Genomic DNA, 21,681 nt, shown 5'->3' with positions numbered 1-21,681 from the left:
TTGTGTTAAATGCTTGACAAGAATATTCAGAAAATTTATAATATTTACTATCTTAAATTAATGTAAAAGAGAAAGGAATCGAAATGGCAAAAGGAAGAGAATATGTAAACAGTGTTTTTGAAAAAGTAAAGCAGGATAATCCCCATGAGACAGAATTTTTACAAGCAGTAGAGGAAGTTTTCCAGTCACTTGTTCCAGTATTTGATAAGTATCCAAAATACATAGAAGAAAATATTTTAGAACGCTTAGTGGAACCAGAACGGGTTGTTTCATTTCGAGTTCCGTGGGTTGATGACAAGGGTTGCGTTCAAGTGAATCGTGGTTACCGTGTTCAATTTTCATCAGCAATTGGCCCCTATAAAGGGGGGCTGAGATTTCATCCGACGGTTAACCAATCAATTGTTAAGTTTTTAGGATTTGAACAAATTTTTAAAAATGCACTGACTGGTCAACCAATTGGTGGTGGTAAAGGTGGCTCAAATTTTAATCCCAAAGGGAAATCTGATTCAGAAGTCATGCGTTTCACACAAAGTTTTATGACGGAACTTCAAAAGTACATCGGCCCTGATATGGATGTTCCGGCTGGAGATATTGGTGTTGGAGGGCGTGAAATTGGCTACATGTATGGCCAATATAAGCGCCTTAAAGGCTATCAAAATGGTGTTCTAACGGGTAAAGGACTTGATTACGGAGGTTCTTTGGCACGCACAGAAGCAACTGGTTATGGTCTTGTTTATTTTGCCCAAGAGATGCTTGCTGCAAAAGGCTTAAAATTACAAGGAAAAACAGCAATTGTTTCTGGATCTGGAAATGTTGCTATCTATGCCAGTCAAAAATTAAATGAGTTAGGGGCAAAAGTTCTAGCAGTATCCGATTCATCTGGTTACATTTATGATTCTGAAGGCATTAACCTGGAAACTCTAAAAGACATCAAAGAAGTTAAGCGAGAACGTGTTTCAGCTTATCTCGAAAAGCATCCAAAAGCTCAGTTTATTGCTGCAGATCAGGGGTCTATTTGGTCGATTAAGGCTGATTTAGCCTTTCCGTGTGCAACACAAAATGAGCTTAATGAAGAGCATGCGAAACAATTAATTGCAAATGGCCTTATTGCAGTGGCAGAAGGGGCCAATATGCCATCTACACTTAAAGCGATAGAAAACTTCCAAAAAGCTGGTGTCTTATTTGGACCGGCTAAAGCCGCAAATGCAGGTGGAGTAGCCGTATCAGCATTAGAAATGGCCCAAAATAGTAGTAGATTAGCTTGGACATTTGAAGAAGTTGATGCAAAATTGTTTGATATAATGAAAGATATTTATGAACAATCTGCTCAAGCAGCTAAAGAGTTTGGGCATGAAGGAGATTTAGTGATGGGGTCTAATATAGCTGGATTCTTAAAAGTCGCTAAGGCAATGTCTGCTCAAGGAGTTGTTTAAGCATTACAAAACTGAAAAGAACTCTTTTGAGTTCTTTTTTGTTATAATGTAGCTATTGGATTAGTGAGGTGATATGACAATGATTAGAGATATTGTAAAAGATCCGCTTTTTTTGCAAAAAAAAGCAATAAAAGCCAATAAAGAAGACAAACTCATTGGAAAAGATTTGCAAGATACCTTAAATTACCACCGAGAGTCTTGCTTGGGACTTGCTGCAAATATGATTGGAGAAAACAAACGTATCATTATTGTTAGTATGGGATTTATTGATTTACTAATGTTTAATCCCAAAATAATTAGTAAAGATAAACCATATCAGACACAGGAATCTTGCTTATCTTTGAAAGGTTCTCGACCGACACAGCGGTTTGAAGAGATTAAGGTCAGTTACTTAGATAGTAATTGGAAAGAAAAGACACTTACTCTTAAAGGATTAGCTGCACAAATTTGCCAACATGAAATGGATCATCTTGAAGGAATTATTATTTAAACGAAGAAAGACTGGAAAATTTTCCAGTCTTTTGATTAGTTTTCTTCTTTTTTCTTGCTTACTTTGGCAAAGAATAGTGTTACAAGACCAAGCATAGATAGTAGTCCAGCTTGATTTTCTTTGCTACCAGTATGTGGTAATTCTTGTTTCTTAGCCATTGTGCTTGTTTTGGCAAGAGCTTGAGGGCTAGCAAGAGCTGTCTGCTTAGTAGGTGATTGTGGATTTGGAGTGACTAAATCAGAAATGATTTCCTCATCGACAATGTGACCATCACGGTCACGATAAACACGTTTGACAATATCATGGTGCCCCATATCATCACTTGTTTTTGAACTTTCAACAGTAGATGTAACGAAAGTTTTAATGCCTAAAAAATCAGCAGCAATTGTTTCGTGTTTTGCTTCTTTATCTTTAATGTATTTAATGAAGACTTCAGTGTCAGGATTAATAGCACCGATAAGTTTTCCTTTTCGGAAAGTAGCAAAGCCATCTCCACCACCGAATAAGAAGTCATTAACAACAACCTTATAGCTAGCTTTGGGATCAATCGCTACCCCTTTGTCAGTGAATGCACGAACAACTTTAAATGGTTTAGAGGGATCTCCAGATTCACTAGTTGTGAAGGTGTATTTTAAGCCAGACATTTGAAGGAAGTATTTTTGGTCTTCGTCATATTGTTCGTTTAAAACATCATAAATATCTTGGCCAGTGAGTTCGACAACTTGTAAAATATTGCCGAATGGTTGTACTGCTTGTGCAGCCCCCCAAGTGATTGAATTACCTTTAGAGACAATAAGGTCAGAACGAATGCCTCCGTTGTTTGTCATGGCAAAGTCGACATCTGGATAGGTTTCTCTGGCAACTGCTAGTTGAGCACTTGTTACCAAATTTCCAAGAGCAGATTCATTGTCTTTATTAGCTGTTTTAGAAATCATTTCTGAATTGGCAGCTGTTCCGATTTGCTTAGTTGTTACTGTTGCAACTATTTTGTTAGCTTCATCAACAATAGCTTGAATATCAGGACTTCCTGCAAGTTTTTTAGGAGCAACAGCAAGAACTTTAGCAGTTGGTGTTTCAACGAAATCTTGTGTGGTTGTGTCTAATTTACCACGAACATCAGCATAAGCTTTACCTTGTGATACAGCTTGAACAACACGTGTTGTTCCAATTGTTCCATTAGTGTACTGGTGATTGTGGCCAGCAAAAATAATATCAATACTGTTTTCAGGATAAAGTTTATTGACTTTTTCCATAATTGCTGCAACATCACTTCCAACAACACCATCAGTGCTAATAGCAGGGATATGAGCAAGAATAACAATAGCATTTACGTTTTGATTCTTTAATTCTTTGGCGTATTTAACAATGGTTTGTGCTTCATCTAAAAATTCATATTGTTCATAATTTTTTCTTAAAACAAGGTTTGGGATTTCAGTTGTTACTACCCCAATAAAACCAATATTAACTGAAGTGTTATTTACGGGAATGTTTTTAATGGCATATGGTTTCCAGTTATAAGGAATTTCTTTAGTTGTTTTGTCAATAACATTTGAAATGACGATGGTTTGACTAGATGGAACATGTGTGTAGTTTTTAGTTATCTCATTAATGGTTGAATCAGCAGCAGGTGCTTTTCCTGTCATAATACGGTTGTATTCAGCTAATCCTTCGTCAAATTCATTATTTCCCAGTGTGCCATATTCAACGCCCATTTCATTAAAAACTTTTACCGTTGGTTCATCTTGTAATAATCCAGAGTTTGCAGGACTGGCCCCAACCATATCGCCGGCTTGAACCCGGATACTTGTTCCATCAGGGCTAGCTTGTTTAAAGTCTTCATTAGCTTTATCCATGTAAGCATCAAGCTGAGCGGCAGTACCAGCGCCAGAAACTTTTCCCTCAGGTGCTGGCATATAAGCTGATCCAGTCTGATCAAGAGCACCGTGGAAATCGTTGACACCTAGAATTTGAACATCAACCTGATCAGCTTGAACTGACGTTACAAGGATAGACATTCCTGCCATAACAGTTAAAATACTACTTTTTAAAACAATATGCTTTTTCATATAAACTCCTAATAGTTATTTAATAGCTTGCACAAACTAGTTTACTACGTTTTTTCACTTATGGTAATACGAAAACGGTTAAAAACTTTATGAAATTTTCAAAAATTGAATAAGTCAATAAAAAAATCGATAAAACACGAATGATATAAAAATGAAAATACTGTTTATTAAGATTTCGACCAAATCGTTAAAATTTCGATTTTTAATTAAGTAGAGAGTTGTGTTTTTGGAGTTGAAGTCTAAAATTGAACAAATTGTAAATCCTTAACCAATAATAATGTCATTAAGCTAAGGATAGAGTCCACTTAAATATATTTTGCAGATAAGTAAATAAAGCGTTTACAAATAAAGGAGTTTATGGTATTATCTAAAATAGATTAAAAGAAAGGAGAATACTATAATGAAAAACTTAGTGATTATTTCAATGACAAGTAAGATTCGTTATATGCTCCTTTCTAACCAAAGTAAATAGGTCATTTTATCTGACTTATAGTAAAGCCCGTGGTAGAAAGGATATTTTATCACGGGCTTTTTGTGTGCAAAAAACCTCATTAGGGGAAGAAAAGGAGGATATGATGGTATCCTTAATTATTGATTATATAAAGAAAAATAAAAAAATCTATTTAGTAATTGCTATTAGTTTAGTTATTTATGACGCTTCTTTAGTAGTGCCAACAAAAATTATCCAAAGTTTGATTGATCAAATGACAAAGAGTAGTTTCACTAGTCAGGTACTTTGGTCTCATCTCGCTATTTTAATATTTGCCACTACAATTAATTATGGAACTGCCTATTTGTGGCATGTAAATCTTTTTCAAGAGGCCGTTCATTTTAAATTTAATCTTCAACAAAGGGCATTTAAAAAATTAGTTCACATGAGAACACCATACTATGAGAAGTTTCGATCAGGAGATATGATGACACGTTTTTCAACAGACGTTGAAGCCTTGATGGTTTTCATTGGTTATGGTTTAATGATTGTTTTATATGCCGGTGGGATGATTGCTTTTATTATTCCCACGATGTTTGTAATATCATTTAAGATGAGTGTTATTGGTATGATACCAATTTTAATGACTGTTATAGCAACCTATCTGATTTCAAAAAAACAAGAAGAACTCGTTGAAAAAGCAAGAGATGCTATTTCAAATCTTAGTGATGAAGTGCTTGAAACCGTCGAAGGTATCCAAGTGATGAGGGCATATGGTCAAAAAGATAATCAGTATCGGCATTTTTCAAAAAAAGCACAGGCACTGGCAGATAGATGGAATCATATCGCATCATACAATGCATTGTATTTTCCAATATTTAATACAATGATTGCCTTAAGTGAAATGCTTATATTAGCCTTGGGATTATCTGAAATCAAAAATGGACATGTTACATTAGGACAAGTCATAGCTTTACAATTGTATTTAGTATCATTGGTCGAACCTTTTGCCATGTTATCAGACTTTATTTTAGTTTATCAAACTGGTAAGAATTCATTTGGAAAAGTAAATGAATTAATTGAAAGTGGTGATGATATGGAAAAAGATGGCAAGCAAATCTTGGATGGTTTTAAAAAGATAGAACTTTTAAACTATTCTTTTAGCTATGCAAATGCACAGGATGCAAGTTTACAGCAAGTGACTCTACAAGTAAAAAAAGGGCAGACCTTAGGTATTGTTGGAAAGACAGGATCAGGTAAAACAACATTAGTTAAACAATTCCTTAGACAATACCCTTTAGGGAAGGGTAAATTTATCGTCAATGGCGAAGATTTTAAGAATTTTAAACGCAAAAGTGTGGAAGAACAAGTAGCTTATGTCCCTCAAGAGCATATCTTGTTTTCTAAAACTGTTTCTGAAAATATTGCTTTTGGAACTAAAAATCCAAGTTACCAAGATATTGCAGAAGCGATTGCTACAGCGGATTTCACTAAAGATTTAAAACATATGCCAAAAGGTTTAGAGACCCAAATTGGAGAAAGAGGATTGTCTATCTCAGGAGGTCAAAAACAACGGGTATCTATTGCAAGAGCCTTTTTGCCCAAGTCTGATTTATTAATTTTAGATGATTCCTTATCTGCTGTGGATGCTAAAACAGAAACAAAAATTATCGCAAATATTCAAAAGGTTAGGAAAAATAAAACGACATTTATCGTCAGCCACCGATTATCTGCTGTTCAACATGCAGATTGGGTTATCGTTTTAGAGCAGGGGCGTATCAGCGAAGAAGGCACCCCTGATGACCTTTTAAAGAAAAAAGGTTGGTATTATGAACAATATCAACGGCAACAAGCACAGGAGGACTAAAATGTCCCTATTTATAAAATTAAGTAAAGAGTTAAAAGTTGCTAAAATAAGTTTTATCTCAGGATTATTACTCTTATTAGTAGCTTCAGCCCTGGGGCAAGTTTCCCCCATATTGATGAAGCAGATGATTGATCATTATTTAACCCCTATTGCTAAAGGGAAGCTTGTCAATACTGAATTATTTTTCCAGTTGATTTTTCTTTACAGTCTTCTTATTTTAATAACATCACTTTTACGGTATTTTTCATTTAAAGCTTTAGTTGCAACGTCAAATAAAGTTGTTACACATTTACGTAATAAAGCATTTGACTTGATGCAAAAACTACCTATTTCTTATTTTGATCATGTACCTGCGGGTAAAATTGCAACCCGTATTGTTAATGATACTGAAACTTTAAGAAATCAGTTTTATAATAATCTACTTTCTCAAATTATTATTAGTTTATTCCAAATTATCTTCATATATCTTGTTATGATTTATTTGGATATTAAGTCAGGTCTGTTACTTCTTTTAGTAGTACCTGTTTTTTACGGCATTCAAGTGCTTTATAAAAACATGACAGATAAACCTATGAAAGAGTTCTATGATGGACGAAGTGCTGTTAACACTCAGGTTAATGAAACCATGAATGGCGCTCAGATTATTCAGCTTTTTCAACAAGAAGATACTGTACTAGCAGAGTTTAACCACAACATCAATACTATGAGAAAAGCAGATGAAGCCATTATATTTGCAGATTCAGTTGCTTCATGGACACTAACTGAGTTTGTCAAATACAGTTTTATTTCCATCTTATTAGCTATTGTGGGGCATCAATTTCTTAAAGGGAATACAGATGTTTCTGTGGGAAAACTTTTTATATATATTAATTACCTAACGCGACTCTTTGATTTACTAGGAAATCTTGTTCGTCAGTTACCAAATCTTCAACGCTCGGCAGCAACTGGAAAACGGGTAATGGCCTTATTAGAAGAACCTATAGAAAGTGATCATGTCAATACAATTCCCATAAGTAATGGGCATGTGTGTTTTGATACTGTTGACTTCTCATATAACGAAGGAGATTTGGTTTTATCAGGAATTTCTTTTGAAGCTAAAAAAGGTGAAACAATTGGTCTTGTTGGACACACTGGATCAGGAAAATCTTCCATAATGAACCTTCTTTATCGTTTTTATGATCCAAAATCAGGAAAAATTTCAATAGATGGTTATGATATCCAAGATTTTTCTCGAGAGAGCGTCAGAAGTCACATGGGAATCGTACTCCAAGATCCCTACCTTTTCACAGGAACAATTGCATCAAATGTTCGTATGGGGAATGAGAACTATAGTGATCAAGAAGTAATTGATGCTTTAGAAAAAGTTGGAGCAGGACCAATGCTAAAACGTTACGAGAATGGAATATACCATCAGGTTCAGGAAAAAGGTGCTTCATTTTCAAGTGGAGAACGGCAATTAATTGCATTTGCAAGGACTCTTATTAGCAATCCTAAGATATTAATTTTAGACGAAGCAACCTCACATATTGATACAGAAACTGAAGAATTGATTCAAAATGCAATGGAGGTTTTACAAAAAGGCCGAACAACATTCATTATTGCCCATAGACTCTCAACAATTCAAAATGCTAATCAAATTTTAGTCTTAGATAAAGGACAAATTGTTGAACGCGGTAGCCACCAAGATTTGATTGCTAAAGCGGGCATTTACGCAGAAATGGTTTCATTACAAGAAAATATATAAAAGAGCTTTTTAAGCTCTTTTTGTTTTTGGATAATTCTTTTGTAAAAAAGTATCTTATCGCATTTTCCATGCAATTAGTGTAAAATAGTAAGGTAAATGTAAAGATTAAGTTTTGTGAAAAGATTAGGTTATGAATAAAAAAATAGGAATTGGTAAAGCTCACAGTAAAATTATTCTAATGGGTGAACATTCAGTTGTTTATGGCTACCCAGCAATTGCTTTACCCTTAAAAGATATTGAAGTGACATGCTGTATTAAAGAGGCACAAGAAAATTTAACATTTGATTTTTATGATACCCTTTCGACAGCAATTTATGCGGCACTTGATTATTTGCAAATCAAGGAAAAACCCATAACATATAAAATAAAGTCCCAAGTTCCTCAAAAACGTGGTATGGGATCATCGGCAGCTGTTTCTATTGCAACTATCCGTGCGGTTTTTGATTATTTTGATCAAGAAATTACGGATGACCTTTTGGAAATTCTGGTCAATAAGGCTGAAATTATTGCCCATACTAATCCAAGTGGTTTAGATGCTAAAACTTGCTTAAGTGATCATGCTATTAAATTTATCAGAAATGTTGGCTTTGATACGATCAACATTAATTTAGATGCTTATTTAGTGATTGCAGATACAGGCATTCATGGTCAAACACGTGAAGCAGTAGCCAAAGTTGCCCAATTTGAAGAACTTAACTTGCCTCATTTGGAAAAACTGGGGCAACTAACTGAAAAAGTTGAGCTTGCTATTGCAACAAAAGCTATTCATGACATTGGTGCTTGTATGACAATGGCTCACGAATCATTAAAAGCTATTGGAGTCAGTGTTGAAAAATCAAATGATTTGGTGAGTATAGCCTTAGCCTCTGGTGCACTTGGTGCTAAAATGTCAGGAGGAGGTCTTGGAGGCTGTATCATTGCTTTGACTGACAGTAAGGAAACTGCCAAAAACGTGAGTCAAGAACTTAGAAAGGGAGGTGCAGTAAACACATGGATACAAACACTATCACAGTAAAGTCATATGCTAATATTGCCATCATCAAATATTGGGGAAAAGAGGATCATGACATAATGATGCCCTCAACAAGCAGTATTTCACTTACTTTAGAGAATATGTATACAGAAACGGCCCTTTCCTTTTTGCCTAATACGGCTACAGCAGATGAATTCTACATTGATGGTCACAAACAAGATGCCAAAGAACATGCTAAAATTTCGGCCATCCTAGATCAGTTTCGTTTGGATAAAACACAATATGTTAAAGTGGAAACCCATAATAACATGCCGACTGCTGCAGGCTTATCCTCGAGTTCAAGTGGTTTATCTGCTTTAGTGAAAGCCTGTAATCTCTTATTTAAAACCGGCTTCAATCAAGAAGAATTGGCTCAGAAAGCAAAATTTGCTTCTGGTTCTTCCTCGCGTTCATTTTTTGGGCCAATTGCAGCATGGGACAAGGATAGCGGTGCCATTTACAAAGTTGAGACAGACTTGAAATTAGCAATGATTATGCTTGTCTTGAAGGATTCTAAAAAAGCTATTTCAAGCCGAGACGGTATGAAATTGTGTCGTGAAACCTCTACAACATTTGATAAATGGATAAAGGATTCAGAAGAGGATTACCAAAATATGTTAAGGTATTTAAAGGATAATGACTTTGAAAAAGTTGGCATCTTAACTGAAAAAAATGCCTTAGCCATGCATGACACAACCAGAACGGCAAGCCCATCTTTTTCATATTTAATTCCAGAATCCTATCAAGCCATGGAGAGGGTGAAATCCTTAAGAAAAAAAGGATATCAATGTTATTTCACAATGGATGCTGGTCCAAATGTTAAGGTACTTTGTTTGGAAAAAGATTTACAAACTTTGAGTTCAATATTTGAAAAAGACTATAAGGTGATTGTCTCAAAAACAAAGGATCCAAGCTATGACTAGTTATACCGTATCAACAGGAGGTAAGTTATATATTGCTGGGGAATACGCTATTTTAAAGGCTGGTTCAAAGGCAATTATCATCTTTATTCCCATTAAAATGACAGCTTCTATAGTTCCATCAGCACAAATTGAACTTTCTTCTGATATGTTTTCACATAAAGCTGGTATAGAAAGTGATTCAGATTACAGGTTAATTCAAGCTTGTGTTCAAACCATTGCTTTACTACGCAAACAGCCTCTGGAAGCCTTAGCTCCTTTCTCGTTGACAATTTCAGGAAAAATGGAAAAAGATGGTAAGAAGTTTGGTATTGGGTCAAGTGGTAGCGTTACAGTGCTTACTTTAAAAGCCCTTGCTGCATTTTATCACCTTGATTTGTCAGCTGACTTGCTTTTTAAATTAGCAGCTTATACCTTGTTAAAGCAAGGCGATAATGGGTCTATGGGAGATATTGCTTGTATTGCTTATGAAGACCTTGTTCTTTACCAGTCATTTGACCGGGAGAAGATAAAAGCTGCCATTAATCATCTTAGTTTTGAGGAGCTTATGAGCTTAGACTGGGAATATGCCATTCATCCCATCAAAAGGGAACTTCCCCTACATTTCTTAGTTGGTTGGACAAAGGTTCCAGCCATTTCAAAAGAGATGATTACAAAGGTAGAAGACAAACTGACGCCTCTTTTTTGTCAGGAAACACAACTTGCTGTTGAGGAATGTAAAGAAGCTATAGAGACAAATAATAAGTCTCTTTTTGTGGTTGCTCTTGCAAGAATTAGTGACTTATTAAGTCAGCTAGATTCAAGCATTTATCATCCAAAATTACATGATTTAAAAGAAGCTGCACAGAATCTTGGTGCCATTGCAAAATCATCTGGTGCAGGTGGTGGAGATTGTGGGATTGCTTTTGCATTTTCGGATGACATGGCTAAAGCAATCCAAAATGAATGGCAAGAATTGGAAATAGAGACGCTCTATCACGATTTTTGGGGGAAATATGACAAATCGAAAAAATGATCACATTAAATACGCCTTAGATTACAAGTCACCCTATAATGCTTTTGATGATATGGAATTAATTCAACGGTCTTTGCCCCTTTATGATTTGGCTGATATTGATTTAAAAACTCATTTTGCCGGTTATGATTTTGACTATCCTTTTTATATCAACGCAATGACAGGTGGTAGTGACAAAGCAAAACTTATTAATGAAAAGCTTGCGCGTGTAGCAGAAGCAACGGGACTTGTTATGGTGACTGGTTCTTATAGCGCCGCCTTAAAAGACCCGACTGATAGCTCTTATCAATTACGTCAGGTAGCACCTAAATTACAGTTAGCAACAAATATTGGCCTTGATAAAGACCATGCATTAGCTCTTAGGACCGTTTCAGAAATGAAACCTTTGTTTTTACAGGTGCATATTAACCTTATGCAGGAATTATTAATGCCTGAAGGAGAGCGCACCTTTAAACATTGGCGACAACACCTTAAAGATTATATAACAAACATCCAAGTCCCTTTGATTTTAAAAGAAGTTGGTTTTGGCATGGATGTCAAAACCATTGAGGAAGCTAGGCAATTAGGTATTAAAACCTTTGATATTTCTGGCCGTGGTGGCACTTCTTTTGCCTATATTGAGAATCAAAGAAGTGGTAGTCGTTCTTATTTAGACCAATGGGGACAGACAACACTACAATGCCTTTTAAATAGTCAACATTTGATAGATAAGGTAGAAATTTTAGCTTCAGGAGGGGTAAGGAATCCTTTGGATATTATCAAAGCCCTAGTTTTAGGGGCTAAATCAGTAGGCTTATCTAGAAGCTTCTTAGAATTGGTCGAAAATCATTCTGAAGAAGAGGCTATTGCTATTGTAAATGGCTGGAAAGACGATTTGCGACTGATAATGTGCGCACTCAATTGCAAACAAATCAGCGACTTAAAAAATGTAGACTATCTTTTGTATGGCAAATTGCAAGAGGCTAATCAAAAATAAGACAGCAAACTAATTTTGCTGTCTTATTTTTCTTGTCTTAAGTTTTTTAATAGTAATTGAGCAGTTTCTTGATTCATATGTTTTTCATTAAGTAAACGTGTGAGAAGCTGAGGAAGTTCTGATTCATTAGCCCCAGCTAGAAGTGCTAATGATTTTGCTTGTAATTTCATATGTCCTGCTTGGATGCCCGAATTTGTTAGTGCTTTAAGGGCAGCAAAGTTTTGCGCTAAGCCAACTGCTGCAATGATTTGAGCTAATTCTTTAGCTGTTGGGTGGCCTAGTAGGTCATGAGCAATCATAACACTTGGATTTAGCCCAATAGAGCCCCCTTTTGTTGCTATTGGCATGGGGAGAGTGATGTAACCTTCAATCACCCCTTTATCGGCATTAAAATACCATTGTGTTAGGCCTTTGTAAGCATGATCTTTAGCAGCATAAGCATGGCTACCAGCTTCTATTGCTCGCCAGTCGTTTCCAGTAGCCATAACCACAGCATCAATGCCATTTAGAATTCCTTTATTATGTGTAGCTGCACGGTAAGGATCAATCTGGGCTAACTGACTTGCCAATGCCATCTTATGTGCCAATTGGTGAGCTTCTTTTGGGTCACGACTCAGAAATCTCAAGGGCAAACAACACTCTGCAGAAACAAGGGACTCTGTAGCATAATTCGAAAGAATAGCCATGAGTGTTTTCCCCTGAGTCAGTCTTTCAAGCTCAGGGGACAAGGCTTCCATCATGGTATTAACCATATTTGCTCCCATAGCTTCTTGGGTATCAACTGTCATATAAACAAGGAGAAAATCTTCTTTAATGTCTACTTTAATTCTTCTAGCACCGCCTCCTCTTTTGACAATAGAAGGATAGGCTTGATTGGCTAGGGTAATCAGCTGTTCAGAAGCTTCTATGATTGCCCTTTGGGCAAGAGCCATTTCTTTGATATCATAAAGTGCGACCTGTCCAATCATTTGTCGGTCATGGACTTTGGTTTTGAAGCCTCCAGTGCGTTTCATGATTTTGGCAGCAAAGGCAGCAGCAGCTACGACAGAAGGCTCTTCGGTCACAAATGGGACATGGTAAGTTTTGCTATTGATGAGAAAATCAGGGGCGATGCTAAAAGGCAGAGCCAGTCTACCAATCACGTTTTCGGCCATTTGATTAGCAGTATCTAAAGTAAGTAACTCGTCAAGCTTTAGCTTTTCTTGAAGTTGCTCAGATAAGAGGTGATTGTCTTGTAAGAATACAAGACGGTCGTGAGGTGTCTTTTTGTGAAAGCCACTCCAGTTGATTTTACTTGTCATTTTTTTGATAGATCCTTTGATGTTCTTGAATAGCAGTCAAGCTAAAGTGACCAGTTGAGTAGGTATTAAAACCAGCATTACCGCCCTCATCTAGTTGTGTTTCTTCATAAAAAAGCCTTTCATATTGGTCCACACTAATGCTTTGACGTTTTGCTAAAGAGGCTAATCGGTCTTTTTTAAGGTGTTTTTTGTAGCCTGAGACCAGCTCCATACTGAAAATTTCACTTACTGCACCAGAACCATAACTGTAAAGTCCAATCTGATCGCCTGCTTTAAGAGTATGGCAATTTTCTAAAAGGCTTAAAAGTGATAAATAAAGGGATCCGGTATAGATATTTCCTACTTGGCGACTATAAGTAATTGATGCGTTAAAAGCCGCTTCCAAGGCATCTTTTTTCTCTTGACTAAGAGATTTGTCGATGATTTTATTGAGACCTTTGTAAGCCAACTTTGGAAATGGGATGTGAAAGCAAAAAGCAGCAAAATGATTTAAATCCGTGTCATGTTTTTCTTTGTAATGGTTCCAAGTTGTTTTGAGACAGTCCAAATATTGTTTGGTTGAAAAGATACCATTGACATAAGGAGTACTTGAGTAGTTTGGTCGCCAAAAGTCCATAACATCACGAGTTTGAGCAACGTTATCATTGTGCATTATTAATAGACTTGGATCTTTTTTGACAAGCATTGCGACACTACCAGCCCCTTGAGTTGGCTCACCTGCAGATGCGATACCATATTTAGCAATATCACTAGCAATCACAAGTACGCGAGACTGCGGATGCATGGCTACATGAAGTTTAGCGTAGTCCAGTGCGGCAGTGGCACTGTAACAAGCCTCCTTCATTTCAATAGAACGTGCAAATGGATTAATGCCTAATAGGTTATGGACATAAACACTGGCAGCTTTTGATTGATCAATAGAGGACTCCGTCGAAAGAATGACCATATCAATCGTTTTTTTATCTTCATCACTTAAAATGTCTTGGCAAGCTGAAGCAGCTAGAGTAACAATGTCTTCTGTGATAGGTGAAATACTAATGGCATCGAGCATTAAACCTTTAGAAAATTTTTCACTGTCTGTTTGACGAGCCTGCGCCAATTCTTCCATTTTTAATACATATTGACTCGTTGCAAAGCCAATCTTATCAATTCCAATTTTCATCTTTTCCCTTTTCATATAGTCTTATAATGATAATATTTTATCATATTTTTTAAAAAAATTTGGTGATTTACTATTATACTTTTACTCTTCAAATCAATTTCTTTCAATGACAGAAGTGAAAACATTTAATCCTAGCTATTTTCTCAAAATTTGGTAAAATAATAAGCAGTATATAAACTTCTGAAAGGGCTTATGATGACTAAAGCAGATGCTATTTTTAAAGACAATATCTCAAGAATTTTAGAAGAGGGAGTCTTCAGTGAGCAAGCACGTCCAAAATATAAAGACGGCAATGTCGCAAATTCAAAATATATTACAGGAGCCTTTGCGGAATACGACTTATCAAAAGGGGAATTTCCTATTACAACTCTTCGTCCTATTCCTATTAAATCAGCTATTAAAGAGTTATTATGGATCTATCAAGATCAGTCAAATAGTCTTGATGTTTTAGAAGAAAAGTATAATGTTCATTACTGGAATGATTGGGAAGTTGGCAATACAAGGACAATTGGTCAGCGCTATGGTGCAGTTGTTAAAAAACATGGGATTATCACAAAACTATTGAAACAATTAGAAGACAATCCTTGGAACCGTCGCAATGTTATTTCGCTTTGGGATTATGAGGCCTTTGAAGAGACAGAAGGCCTATTACCTTGTGCTTTTCAGACAATGTTTGATGTGCGTCGCGTTGATGGGGAAATTTACCTCGATGCTACCTTGGTGCAGCGGTCTAATGATATGCTAGTAGCTCATCATATTAATGCTATGCAATATGTCGCTTTGCAGATGATGTTTGCTAAACATTTTGGATGGAAGCTTGGAAAATTCTTTTACTTTGTCAATAATCTTCATATCTATGATAATCAATTCACTCAGGCCAATGAACTCTTAAAAAGAGAAGCTTCGGACTGCAAACCACGTTTGGTGCTAAATGTTCCTGATGGAACAAATTTCTTTGATATCACAGCTGAAGATTTTGAACTTGAAGATTATCAACCTGTTAAGCCACAATTAAAGTTTGACCTTGCAATCTAAAGCATTCTTGCTTTTTTATCTGCAGAATTCTTAAAAATTTGATAGAATATAGAGAGCTTTAGGAAGGATAATCTGTTAATGACAAAAGAAATAATTGCTATTTGGGCACAAGACGAAGAAGGTGTCATCGGTCGTAATGGTCATTTACCATGGTATCTTCCAAAAGAATTACAACATTTTAAAAAAACTACCTTACACCAAGCAATTGTAATGGGAAGAGTAACGTTTGATGGAATGAAAAAGCGTCTTTTACCAGAACGTCAGACTATAGTGATGACTTCTGATCACACTTATAAAGTTCCTGGTGTCTTAACCATGTCAAGTCTTGATGCTGTTTTAGACTGGTTTCAATCACAAGAAAGAACACTGTATGTTATTGGTGGTAAGAAAGTTTTGGAAGCATTTGATGGTCATTTTGACAGGATTATTAAAACTGTTGTCCATCACTGTTTTGAAGGGGATACAAAAGCTCCTAATATTGATTTAAGTGGTTTTACAGAAGAAAGCCAGACTTTTCATGAAAAAGACGATAAGAATCCCTATGATTTTACTGTCTATGTTTATGTGAAGAAGTAAGATTAGAGGAGAATGTAATCAATGCAACGGAGTATTTTTGGCGTATTTACGGCATTTTTGTGTTTAATTTGTATTCTTTGTGCTATTCCAGCATTTAGGCGTAATCGAAAAGGATTGGGATTACTATTTTTGTTAAATGCCTTTACAAATTTAGTTAATACCATTCATGCATTTTATGGTACATTATTTTAAGAAAGAATTGAAAAGGGAAAGATTGAGGCGTTATGGCAGTTAATCGTACAAACGATATTAAGGTCCATTGTTCATTTTGTGGCAAGGACCAAGATGAAGTTAAAAAAATTATTGCAGGGAACAATGTTTTCATCTGTGATGAATGTGTTGCATTATCTCAAGAAATTATAAAAGAAGAATTAGCAGAGGAAGTATTAGCTGATTTAACGGAAGTTCCAAAACCAAAAGAACTTTTAGATATTTTAAATCAATATGTTGTTGGTCAAGACCATGCTAAAAAGGCTTTAGCAGTAGCAGTTTATAACCATTATAAGCGTGTTTCGTTTACAGAAAGTCGCGATGAAGATGAAGTGGAATTGCAAAAGTCAAATATTCTCATGATTGGCCCAACTGGTTCAGGAAAAACCTTCTTGGCACAAACTTTGGCAAAAAGTTTAAATGTACCATTTGCCATTGCGGATGCTACTTCATTAACTGAAGCTGGCTATGTCGGCGAAGATGTTGAGAATATTCTGCTAAAATTAATTCAAGCAGCTGATTATAATGTAGAACGTGCAGAACGTGGCATTATTTATGTTGATGAAATTGATAAAATTGCTAAAAAAGGGGAAAATGTTTCCATTACACGCGATGTCTCTGGTGAAGGTGTTCAACAAGCCCTGCTAAAAATTATTGAAGGCACAGAAGCAAGTGTTCCACCTCAAGGTGGACGTAAACACCCTAATCAAGAGATGATTCAAATTGATACGAAAAATATTTTGTTCATCGTTGGTGGCGCTTTTGATGGCATTGAAGAAATTGTTAAACAGCGTCTTGGAGAAAAAATTATTGGTTTTGGCCAAAATAGCCGTAAAATTGATGAAGATGCTTCATATATGCAAGAAATTATCGCAGAAGACATTCAAAAATTTGGCCTTATTCCAGAATTTATTGGACGCTTACCTGTTGTTGCAGCCTTAGAACAGTTAACAGTTGCTGACCTGATTCAAATTTTAACAGAACCAAGAAATGCTCTTGTTAAACAATACCAAGCTCTTTTATCTTATGATGGTGTTGAACTTGAATTTGAAAAGGCTGCTTTGGAAGCTATTGCTGCAAAAGCTATAGAACGTAAAACTGGTGCGCGTGGCCTTCGTTCAATCATTGAAGAAACCATGCTTGACATTATGTTTGAAATCCCTAGTCAAGAAGATGTTATTAAGGTTCGCATTACTAAGGACTCTGTGGATGGGCTTAAAAAACCTATTTTGGAAACGGCATAAGGAGAAAATATGGCTGAAGAAGAATATTTAAATACCCATAATGCCTCGATTTTACTTAGTGCAGCAAACCAGTCACATTATCCTCAAGACGAACTTCCAGAAATTGCAATGGCAGGTCGGTCAAATGTTGGAAAATCAAGTTTTATTAACACAATCTTGGGACGAAAAAATTTAGCCAGAACATCAAGCAAACCTGGGAAAACGCAACTCTTAAATTTTTTCAACATCGATGATAAACTTCGTTTTGTTGATGTTCCAGGTTACGGTTACGCAAAAGTTTCAAAATCAGAGCGGGCTAAATGGGGCAAGATGATTGAAGAGTATTTAACTGGACGAGATAATCTCCGTGCTGTTGTGTCTTTAGTTGACTTTCGCCATGAGCCATCAAAAGAAGACATTCAGATGTATGAATTTTTGAAATACTATGAGATTCCTGTTATTATTGTGGCAACAAAAGCAGATAAAATACCCCGTGGCAAGTGGAATAAACATGAGTCAATGATCAAAAAGTCTTTAGATTTTAATAAAGAAGATAACTTTATTATTTTTTCATCTGTGGATCGCATTGGTATTGATGAAGCTTGGGATATAATTTTAGAAAAAATATAAGAAATGCTTTCCTTTTGGAAAGTGTTTTTTAATATTTCGCCCTTGAAATAGCAACTTGACTGAAAAATTAGAAAGTGCTATCATTGAGGTATTGGAGGAGAATATTAATGAAACTGAATCAATCATCTGTCTTAACAACAGAAAAGAAAAAGAAATCTCCCTTAAAAGGGATTTTGCTAGCATTACTTGTTATTCTTTTAGTAATTGGAACATGTGTAGGATTGCGTTATCAAAAAGGTGGAATAGATGGTAATTGGGTAGCTGTTCAACTTGATAAAAAATTAGAAAATGATTTAAATAAAGGTATGCATGAATTTGAAGAGAGCGCTGAATTTAATGCTAAAGGAATTATTTCAAAACCTGAGTTAATGATGGATGTCAAAGACGGTAATGCTACAACGCGTTTTAAGATGACTATTGATAAAAAACTGTTTAGCAAACGTGTTTTAGCGTTTTATGATGAACAATTAAAGAAAAATTTTGGAAATGACATTACCTATAATGATTTGGACCCAGAAGTGAAAAAAACGCTAGAAGAATCACTTCCTACTGCATCAGATATTGAAGAAATGCTTGATAAAGGCTTTCTTCAAAATGCCAAAGAAATTGGTGGAACTTATGACGCTAAAACAGGAGTTTTATCAGCAGTTGCCTTTAAAGGTGAGGTTAATCGCATTTTACATACTATAAAACTTACTTATGTCAACGATAAAGCAGCAAAAGGACTTGCTAACCAAAAAGGAAAGAACTACAGTTATTCACTCAAAGAAAAGCGTTTAAAACTTGAGGGAGCAGATGAAAGTTATACCTTCAAAAAATAAATGAAAAGACTCGGGATTGAACTGCACCCCAAAAGTTAGACACAAAATCTAACAGTTGGGGTGTTTTTCTTATGAAATTAAGTTATGAAGATAAACTAGAAATATATGAGCTGAAAAAGAGCGGCGTGTCGTGGACCAATCTTAGCCAGACATACAAGGTAACCATTGCCAATCTCACATACATGATAAAACTCATGGATCGGTATGGCTTAGAAATCGTTGAAAAAGGTAAAAATAGGTATTATTCACTCGAATTAAAGCAGGAAATGATAGATAAAGTCTTGATTCATGGTTGCTCTCAACTCTCAGTTTCTCTTGATTATACCTTGCCAAATCGAGGGATGCTCCCAAATTGGATAGCGCAATACAATTAAAACGGTTATACTATTCTTGAAAAACCAAGAGGGAGACCTGCTAAGATGGGACGAAAGCCTAAGAAAAAGCTAGAAGAGATGACTGAATTGGAACGTCTTCAGAAAGAATTAGAATACTTAAGAGCGGAGAATGCTGTGCTAAAAAAGCTGAGAGAATACCGCTTGAGGGACGAAGTAAAGCTCAAAGAGCAACAGAAATCATTCAAGCATTAACGAATCGGTTTTCCCTAGAGACGCTACTTGAAATCCTTGATTTACCGCGCTCCACCTATTACTATCAAGTGAAGCGACTAGCTCAAGGAGATAAGGATATAGAACTAAAGAATTTGATTCGAGAGATTTATGATGAACATAAAGGAAACTATGGCTATCGTCGGATTTATTTAGAACTCAGAAATCGAGGATTCCTCATCAATCACAAAAAGGTGCAACGCTTGATGACAGTTATGGGCTTAGCGGCTCGCATTCGTCGTAAGCGCAAGTACTCTTCTTACAAAGGTGAGGTTGGTAAGAAGGCTGATAATCTGATTAAACGTCAATTCAAAGGTTCTAAACCCTATGAGAAGTGTTATACCGATGTGACAGAGTTTGCCTTACCTGAAGGGAAGCTTTATCTATCGCCAGTTTTTGATGGCTATAACTGTGAGATTATTGACTTTACCTTATCTCGCTCGCCTGACTTGAAACAGGTTCAAACGATGCTTGAGAAGGCTTTTCCAGCGGATTCATACAGTGGAACTATTCTCCACAGCGACCAAGGATGGCAGTACCAGCACCAGTCTTACCATCAGTTTTTGGAAACCAAAGGGATTCGTCCCTCTATGTCTCGAAAGGGAAATAGTCCAGATAATGGGATGATGGAATCCTTCTTTGGCATTCTCAAATCGGAGATGTTCTATGGACTTGAGAAGTCTTACAAAACCCTTGATGAGCTTGAACAAGCTATCACAGATTACATTTTTTACTACAACAACAAACGAATCAAAGCAAAACTAAAAGGACTTAGTCCTGTTCAATACAGAACCAAATCCTTGCAATAATTAATTGTCCAACTTCTGGGGGTCAGTACAGATTGCTTAGCAATTAGAAAGTTCTAAAATGAAGTTAGCCATCTGAGGGTATGAAAAAACATCTCAAAGAGATATACTTGTAGTTCACCACAAACACAAGATAGGACACTTTGAGATGCATGAACATTATACACCAAAAGGAAAACATTTGACAATAGCTGAGCGTTACTTCATCGAGAAATGGAAGTCAGAAGGAAAGTCCAATAGAGCCATCGCTAACTTGCTAGGTAAAGCGCCTCAAACCATTCATAATGAGGTTAAACGAGGACTTGTCAGACAACAAATTCGTAAAGGTAAATTTGAAATGATTTATCAAGCTGACTACGCTCAAGCTAGCTATGAGAATAAACGACGAAATTCTATTCGTTCTATTGGCTTGGATAAAGATACGAAAGAGAGGATTCTGCACTATATGAGGCAGAACTTTTCACCTGAAATGATGGTGAAGTCGAAAGGTATAGCTGTTCCTGTTTCAACCATCTATTATTGGATTCATAACGGACACCTTGGCATCCATTCTGATCACATCTTGTATCCAAGGAAAAGAAAGGGAAAATCAAAGAAGGCTAGCCCTCGTTTCAAACCTGCTGGTCAATCCATTGAGAAAAGACCTGATGCGATTAATCGTAGACTTGAAAATGGGCATTATGAAATTGATACGGTTATTCTAACAAGGGCTAAGAATGAATGTCTACTAACTCTAACAGACCGCCGTAGTCGTCACCAGATTATCAGACTCATTCCGGATAAGTCTGCTCAGTCGGTCAATCATGCCTTAGAAAGTATAGTAAAGACTCACCCTATTCACTCTATTACAGCTGATAACGGAACTGAATTCAACAGACTTTCTCTTGTCTTTCCAAAAGAAGATATCTACTACGCACATCCCTACGCTTCCTGGGAAAGGGGAACGAATGAGAACCATAACAGACTGATCAGAAGATGGTTACCTAAAGGAACAAAGAAAACGACCCAAAGAGAGGTCGCATTCATTGAAAATTGGATAAACAACTATCCTAAGAAAATATTAGACTACAAATCTCCTAAAGAGTTTTTAACCGCTGGCTAACTTGGACTTGAAATTTAGCTTGCTTAGCAATTGAGTCTTTTTTATAAAATTTTAAAAAATTCTTGACAGAGTTTCCTAAATGGGATATAATAATTAAGGTTTTGAAAAAAACTGACCTAAGACAGTAGGGGAGCCTAGCTCATAATCTTCCTACCGAGGCACAAAACGATATTAATTAATAACGTATTTGTACTTTCGTGTCTAGGTTTAGGGACGATTTTTTTGTTGTCCTTAGACAAAAAATAATTACGGAGGTA

Annotated in this window: 17 protein-coding genes, 1 pseudogene and 1 other annotated feature; of the genes and pseudogenes, 15 read left to right on the top strand and 3 right to left on the bottom strand. The window is 36.1% G+C overall.

Annotated elements, in window-relative coordinates; all coding sequences use genetic code 11:
• Positions 1 to 83: 83 nt before the first annotated feature.
• Complete coding sequence (gdhA, locus tag Q9317_RS05820; protein ID WP_003099852.1) at positions 84 to 1,433, top strand: NADP-specific glutamate dehydrogenase; 1,350 nt, start codon at positions 84 to 86, stop codon at positions 1,431 to 1,433.
• Positions 1,434 to 1,512: 79 nt separating this feature from the next.
• Entirely contained in the window at positions 1,513 to 1,923 is a 411-nt protein-coding gene (locus tag Q9317_RS05815; protein ID WP_003099851.1) for a peptide deformylase, read from the top strand.
• Between the two features lie 35 nt (positions 1,924 to 1,958).
• Here the strand turns inward: Q9317_RS05815 and Q9317_RS05810 are convergent, their stop codons facing one another.
• Positions 1,959 to 3,989 carry a surface-anchored 5'-nucleotidase gene (locus Q9317_RS05810; protein ID WP_121791516.1) on the bottom strand — a complete coding sequence of 677 codons (2,031 nt, stop codon included), beginning with the start codon at positions 3,987 to 3,989 and terminating at the stop codon, positions 1,959 to 1,961.
• Between the two features lie 575 nt (positions 3,990 to 4,564).
• Between Q9317_RS05810 and Q9317_RS05805 the strand changes: the two genes are divergently transcribed.
• The 6 genes from Q9317_RS05805 to fni all read left to right on the top strand — a co-directional run bounded on the left by Q9317_RS05805 (position 4,565) and on the right by fni (position 11,953).
• Positions 4,565 to 6,286, top strand: coding sequence for an ABC transporter ATP-binding protein (locus Q9317_RS05805; protein WP_305981616.1), 1,722 nt, complete (start codon positions 4,565 to 4,567; stop codon positions 6,284 to 6,286).
• 1 nt (position 6,287) lies between these two features.
• On the top strand, positions 6,288 to 8,030 hold the full coding sequence (locus Q9317_RS05800) for an ABC transporter ATP-binding protein (protein ID WP_003099847.1): 1,743 nt from the start codon (positions 6,288 to 6,290) through the stop codon (positions 8,028 to 8,030).
• 130 nt (positions 8,031 to 8,160) lie between these two features.
• Positions 8,161 to 9,045 (top strand): mevalonate kinase, encoded by an 885-nt coding sequence (mvk, locus tag Q9317_RS05795; RefSeq protein WP_003099844.1) that lies wholly within the window; start codon positions 8,161 to 8,163, stop codon positions 9,043 to 9,045.
• Positions 9,021 to 9,965: a diphosphomevalonate decarboxylase gene (gene mvaD, locus Q9317_RS05790; protein WP_003099837.1), complete on the top strand. Its 945-nt coding sequence runs from the start codon at positions 9,021 to 9,023 to the stop codon at positions 9,963 to 9,965. Before mvk ends, mvaD begins: the two co-directional genes overlap by 25 nt.
• Positions 9,958 to 10,977, top strand: coding sequence for a phosphomevalonate kinase (locus Q9317_RS05785; protein WP_003099834.1), 1,020 nt, complete (start codon positions 9,958 to 9,960; stop codon positions 10,975 to 10,977). The genes mvaD and Q9317_RS05785 overlap by 8 nt, the downstream gene beginning before the upstream one ends.
• Positions 10,958 to 11,953, top strand: coding sequence for a type 2 isopentenyl-diphosphate Delta-isomerase (gene fni, locus Q9317_RS05780; RefSeq protein ID WP_003099830.1), 996 nt, complete (start codon positions 10,958 to 10,960; stop codon positions 11,951 to 11,953). The genes Q9317_RS05785 and fni overlap by 20 nt, the downstream gene beginning before the upstream one ends.
• A gap of 23 nt (positions 11,954 to 11,976) precedes the next feature.
• On the opposite strand, the gene Q9317_RS05775 is transcribed toward fni, so the two are convergent.
• A complete protein-coding gene (locus Q9317_RS05775) occupies positions 11,977 to 13,254 on the bottom strand; it encodes a hydroxymethylglutaryl-CoA reductase, degradative (protein WP_003099827.1) in 1,278 nt (425 codons plus the stop codon).
• On the bottom strand, positions 13,244 to 14,416 hold the full coding sequence (locus Q9317_RS05770; protein WP_003099823.1) for a hydroxymethylglutaryl-CoA synthase: 1,173 nt from the start codon (positions 14,414 to 14,416) through the stop codon (positions 13,244 to 13,246). The genes Q9317_RS05775 and Q9317_RS05770 overlap by 11 nt, the downstream gene beginning before the upstream one ends.
• Before the next feature lie 195 nt (positions 14,417 to 14,611).
• On the opposite strand from Q9317_RS05770, the gene Q9317_RS05765 reads away from it, so the two are divergent.
• From Q9317_RS05765 to Q9317_RS05735, 7 genes and pseudogenes are all read left to right on the top strand, one after another.
• Positions 14,612 to 15,451, top strand: coding sequence for a thymidylate synthase (locus Q9317_RS05765; RefSeq protein WP_017794807.1), 840 nt, complete (start codon positions 14,612 to 14,614; stop codon positions 15,449 to 15,451).
• Positions 15,452 to 15,529: 78 nt separating this feature from the next.
• Positions 15,530 to 16,027 (top strand): dihydrofolate reductase, encoded by a 498-nt coding sequence (locus Q9317_RS05760; RefSeq protein ID WP_003099817.1) that lies wholly within the window; start codon positions 15,530 to 15,532, stop codon positions 16,025 to 16,027.
• A 224-nt stretch (positions 16,028 to 16,251) separates the two neighbouring features.
• Positions 16,252 to 17,481 carry an ATP-dependent Clp protease ATP-binding subunit ClpX gene (clpX, locus tag Q9317_RS05755; protein WP_003099812.1) on the top strand — a complete coding sequence of 410 codons (1,230 nt, stop codon included), beginning with the start codon at positions 16,252 to 16,254 and terminating at the stop codon, positions 17,479 to 17,481.
• A gap of 9 nt (positions 17,482 to 17,490) precedes the next feature.
• Positions 17,491 to 18,090: a ribosome biogenesis GTP-binding protein YihA/YsxC gene (gene yihA / locus Q9317_RS05750; protein ID WP_003099810.1), complete on the top strand. Its 600-nt coding sequence runs from the start codon at positions 17,491 to 17,493 to the stop codon at positions 18,088 to 18,090.
• Positions 18,091 to 18,197: 107 nt separating this feature from the next.
• Positions 18,198 to 18,911 (top strand): hypothetical protein, encoded by a 714-nt coding sequence (locus tag Q9317_RS05745; protein WP_003099809.1) that lies wholly within the window; start codon positions 18,198 to 18,200, stop codon positions 18,909 to 18,911.
• A gap of 71 nt (positions 18,912 to 18,982) precedes the next feature.
• A pseudogene (locus Q9317_RS05740) lies at positions 18,983 to 20,325 on the top strand (IS3 family transposase).
• 145 nt (positions 20,326 to 20,470) lie between these two features.
• Complete coding sequence (locus tag Q9317_RS05735) at positions 20,471 to 21,424, top strand: IS30 family transposase (RefSeq protein ID WP_003098612.1); 954 nt, start codon at positions 20,471 to 20,473, stop codon at positions 21,422 to 21,424.
• Positions 21,425 to 21,521: 97 nt separating this feature from the next.
• Positions 21,522 to 21,656 (top strand) — a sequence feature (ribosomal protein L10 leader region).
• The last annotated feature ends 25 nt before the right edge of the window (positions 21,657 to 21,681 follow it).

Origin of the sequence: Streptococcus iniae (genome assembly GCF_030732225.1) — a bacterium.
GTDB lineage: Bacteria > Bacillota > Bacilli > Lactobacillales > Streptococcaceae > Streptococcus > Streptococcus iniae.
This window is presented reverse-complemented; position numbering and strand designations above follow the sequence as displayed.

What these genes read in the sequence shown, in the direction of transcription:
- gdhA (WP_003099852.1), top strand. Translation starts at nt 84, where the DNA reads ATGGCAAAAGGAAGAGAATATGTAAACAGTGTTTTTGAAAAAGTAAAG.
- Q9317_RS05815 (WP_003099851.1), top strand. Translation starts at nt 1,513, where the DNA reads ATGATTAGAGATATTGTAAAAGATCCGCTTTTTTTGCAAAAAAAAGCA.
- Q9317_RS05810 (WP_121791516.1), bottom strand. Translation starts at nt 3,989, where the DNA reads ATGAAAAAGCATATTGTTTTAAAAAGTAGTATTTTAACTGTTATGGCA.
- Q9317_RS05805 (WP_305981616.1), top strand. Translation starts at nt 4,565, where the DNA reads ATGGTATCCTTAATTATTGATTATATAAAGAAAAATAAAAAAATCTAT.
- Q9317_RS05800 (WP_003099847.1), top strand. Translation starts at nt 6,288, where the DNA reads ATGTCCCTATTTATAAAATTAAGTAAAGAGTTAAAAGTTGCTAAAATA.
- mvk (WP_003099844.1), top strand. Translation starts at nt 8,161, where the DNA reads ATGAATAAAAAAATAGGAATTGGTAAAGCTCACAGTAAAATTATTCTA.
- mvaD (WP_003099837.1), top strand. Translation starts at nt 9,021, where the DNA reads ATGGATACAAACACTATCACAGTAAAGTCATATGCTAATATTGCCATC.
- Q9317_RS05785 (WP_003099834.1), top strand. Translation starts at nt 9,958, where the DNA reads ATGACTAGTTATACCGTATCAACAGGAGGTAAGTTATATATTGCTGGG.
- fni (WP_003099830.1), top strand. Translation starts at nt 10,958, where the DNA reads ATGACAAATCGAAAAAATGATCACATTAAATACGCCTTAGATTACAAG.
- Q9317_RS05775 (WP_003099827.1), bottom strand. Translation starts at nt 13,254, where the DNA reads ATGACAAGTAAAATCAACTGGAGTGGCTTTCACAAAAAGACACCTCAC.
- Q9317_RS05770 (WP_003099823.1), bottom strand. Translation starts at nt 14,416, where the DNA reads ATGAAAATTGGAATTGATAAGATTGGCTTTGCAACGAGTCAATATGTA.
- Q9317_RS05765 (WP_017794807.1), top strand. Translation starts at nt 14,612, where the DNA reads ATGACTAAAGCAGATGCTATTTTTAAAGACAATATCTCAAGAATTTTA.
- Q9317_RS05760 (WP_003099817.1), top strand. Translation starts at nt 15,530, where the DNA reads ATGACAAAAGAAATAATTGCTATTTGGGCACAAGACGAAGAAGGTGTC.
- clpX (WP_003099812.1), top strand. Translation starts at nt 16,252, where the DNA reads ATGGCAGTTAATCGTACAAACGATATTAAGGTCCATTGTTCATTTTGT.
- yihA (WP_003099810.1), top strand. Translation starts at nt 17,491, where the DNA reads ATGGCTGAAGAAGAATATTTAAATACCCATAATGCCTCGATTTTACTT.
- Q9317_RS05745 (WP_003099809.1), top strand. Translation starts at nt 18,198, where the DNA reads ATGAAACTGAATCAATCATCTGTCTTAACAACAGAAAAGAAAAAGAAA.
- Q9317_RS05735 (WP_003098612.1), top strand. Translation starts at nt 20,471, where the DNA reads ATGCATGAACATTATACACCAAAAGGAAAACATTTGACAATAGCTGAG.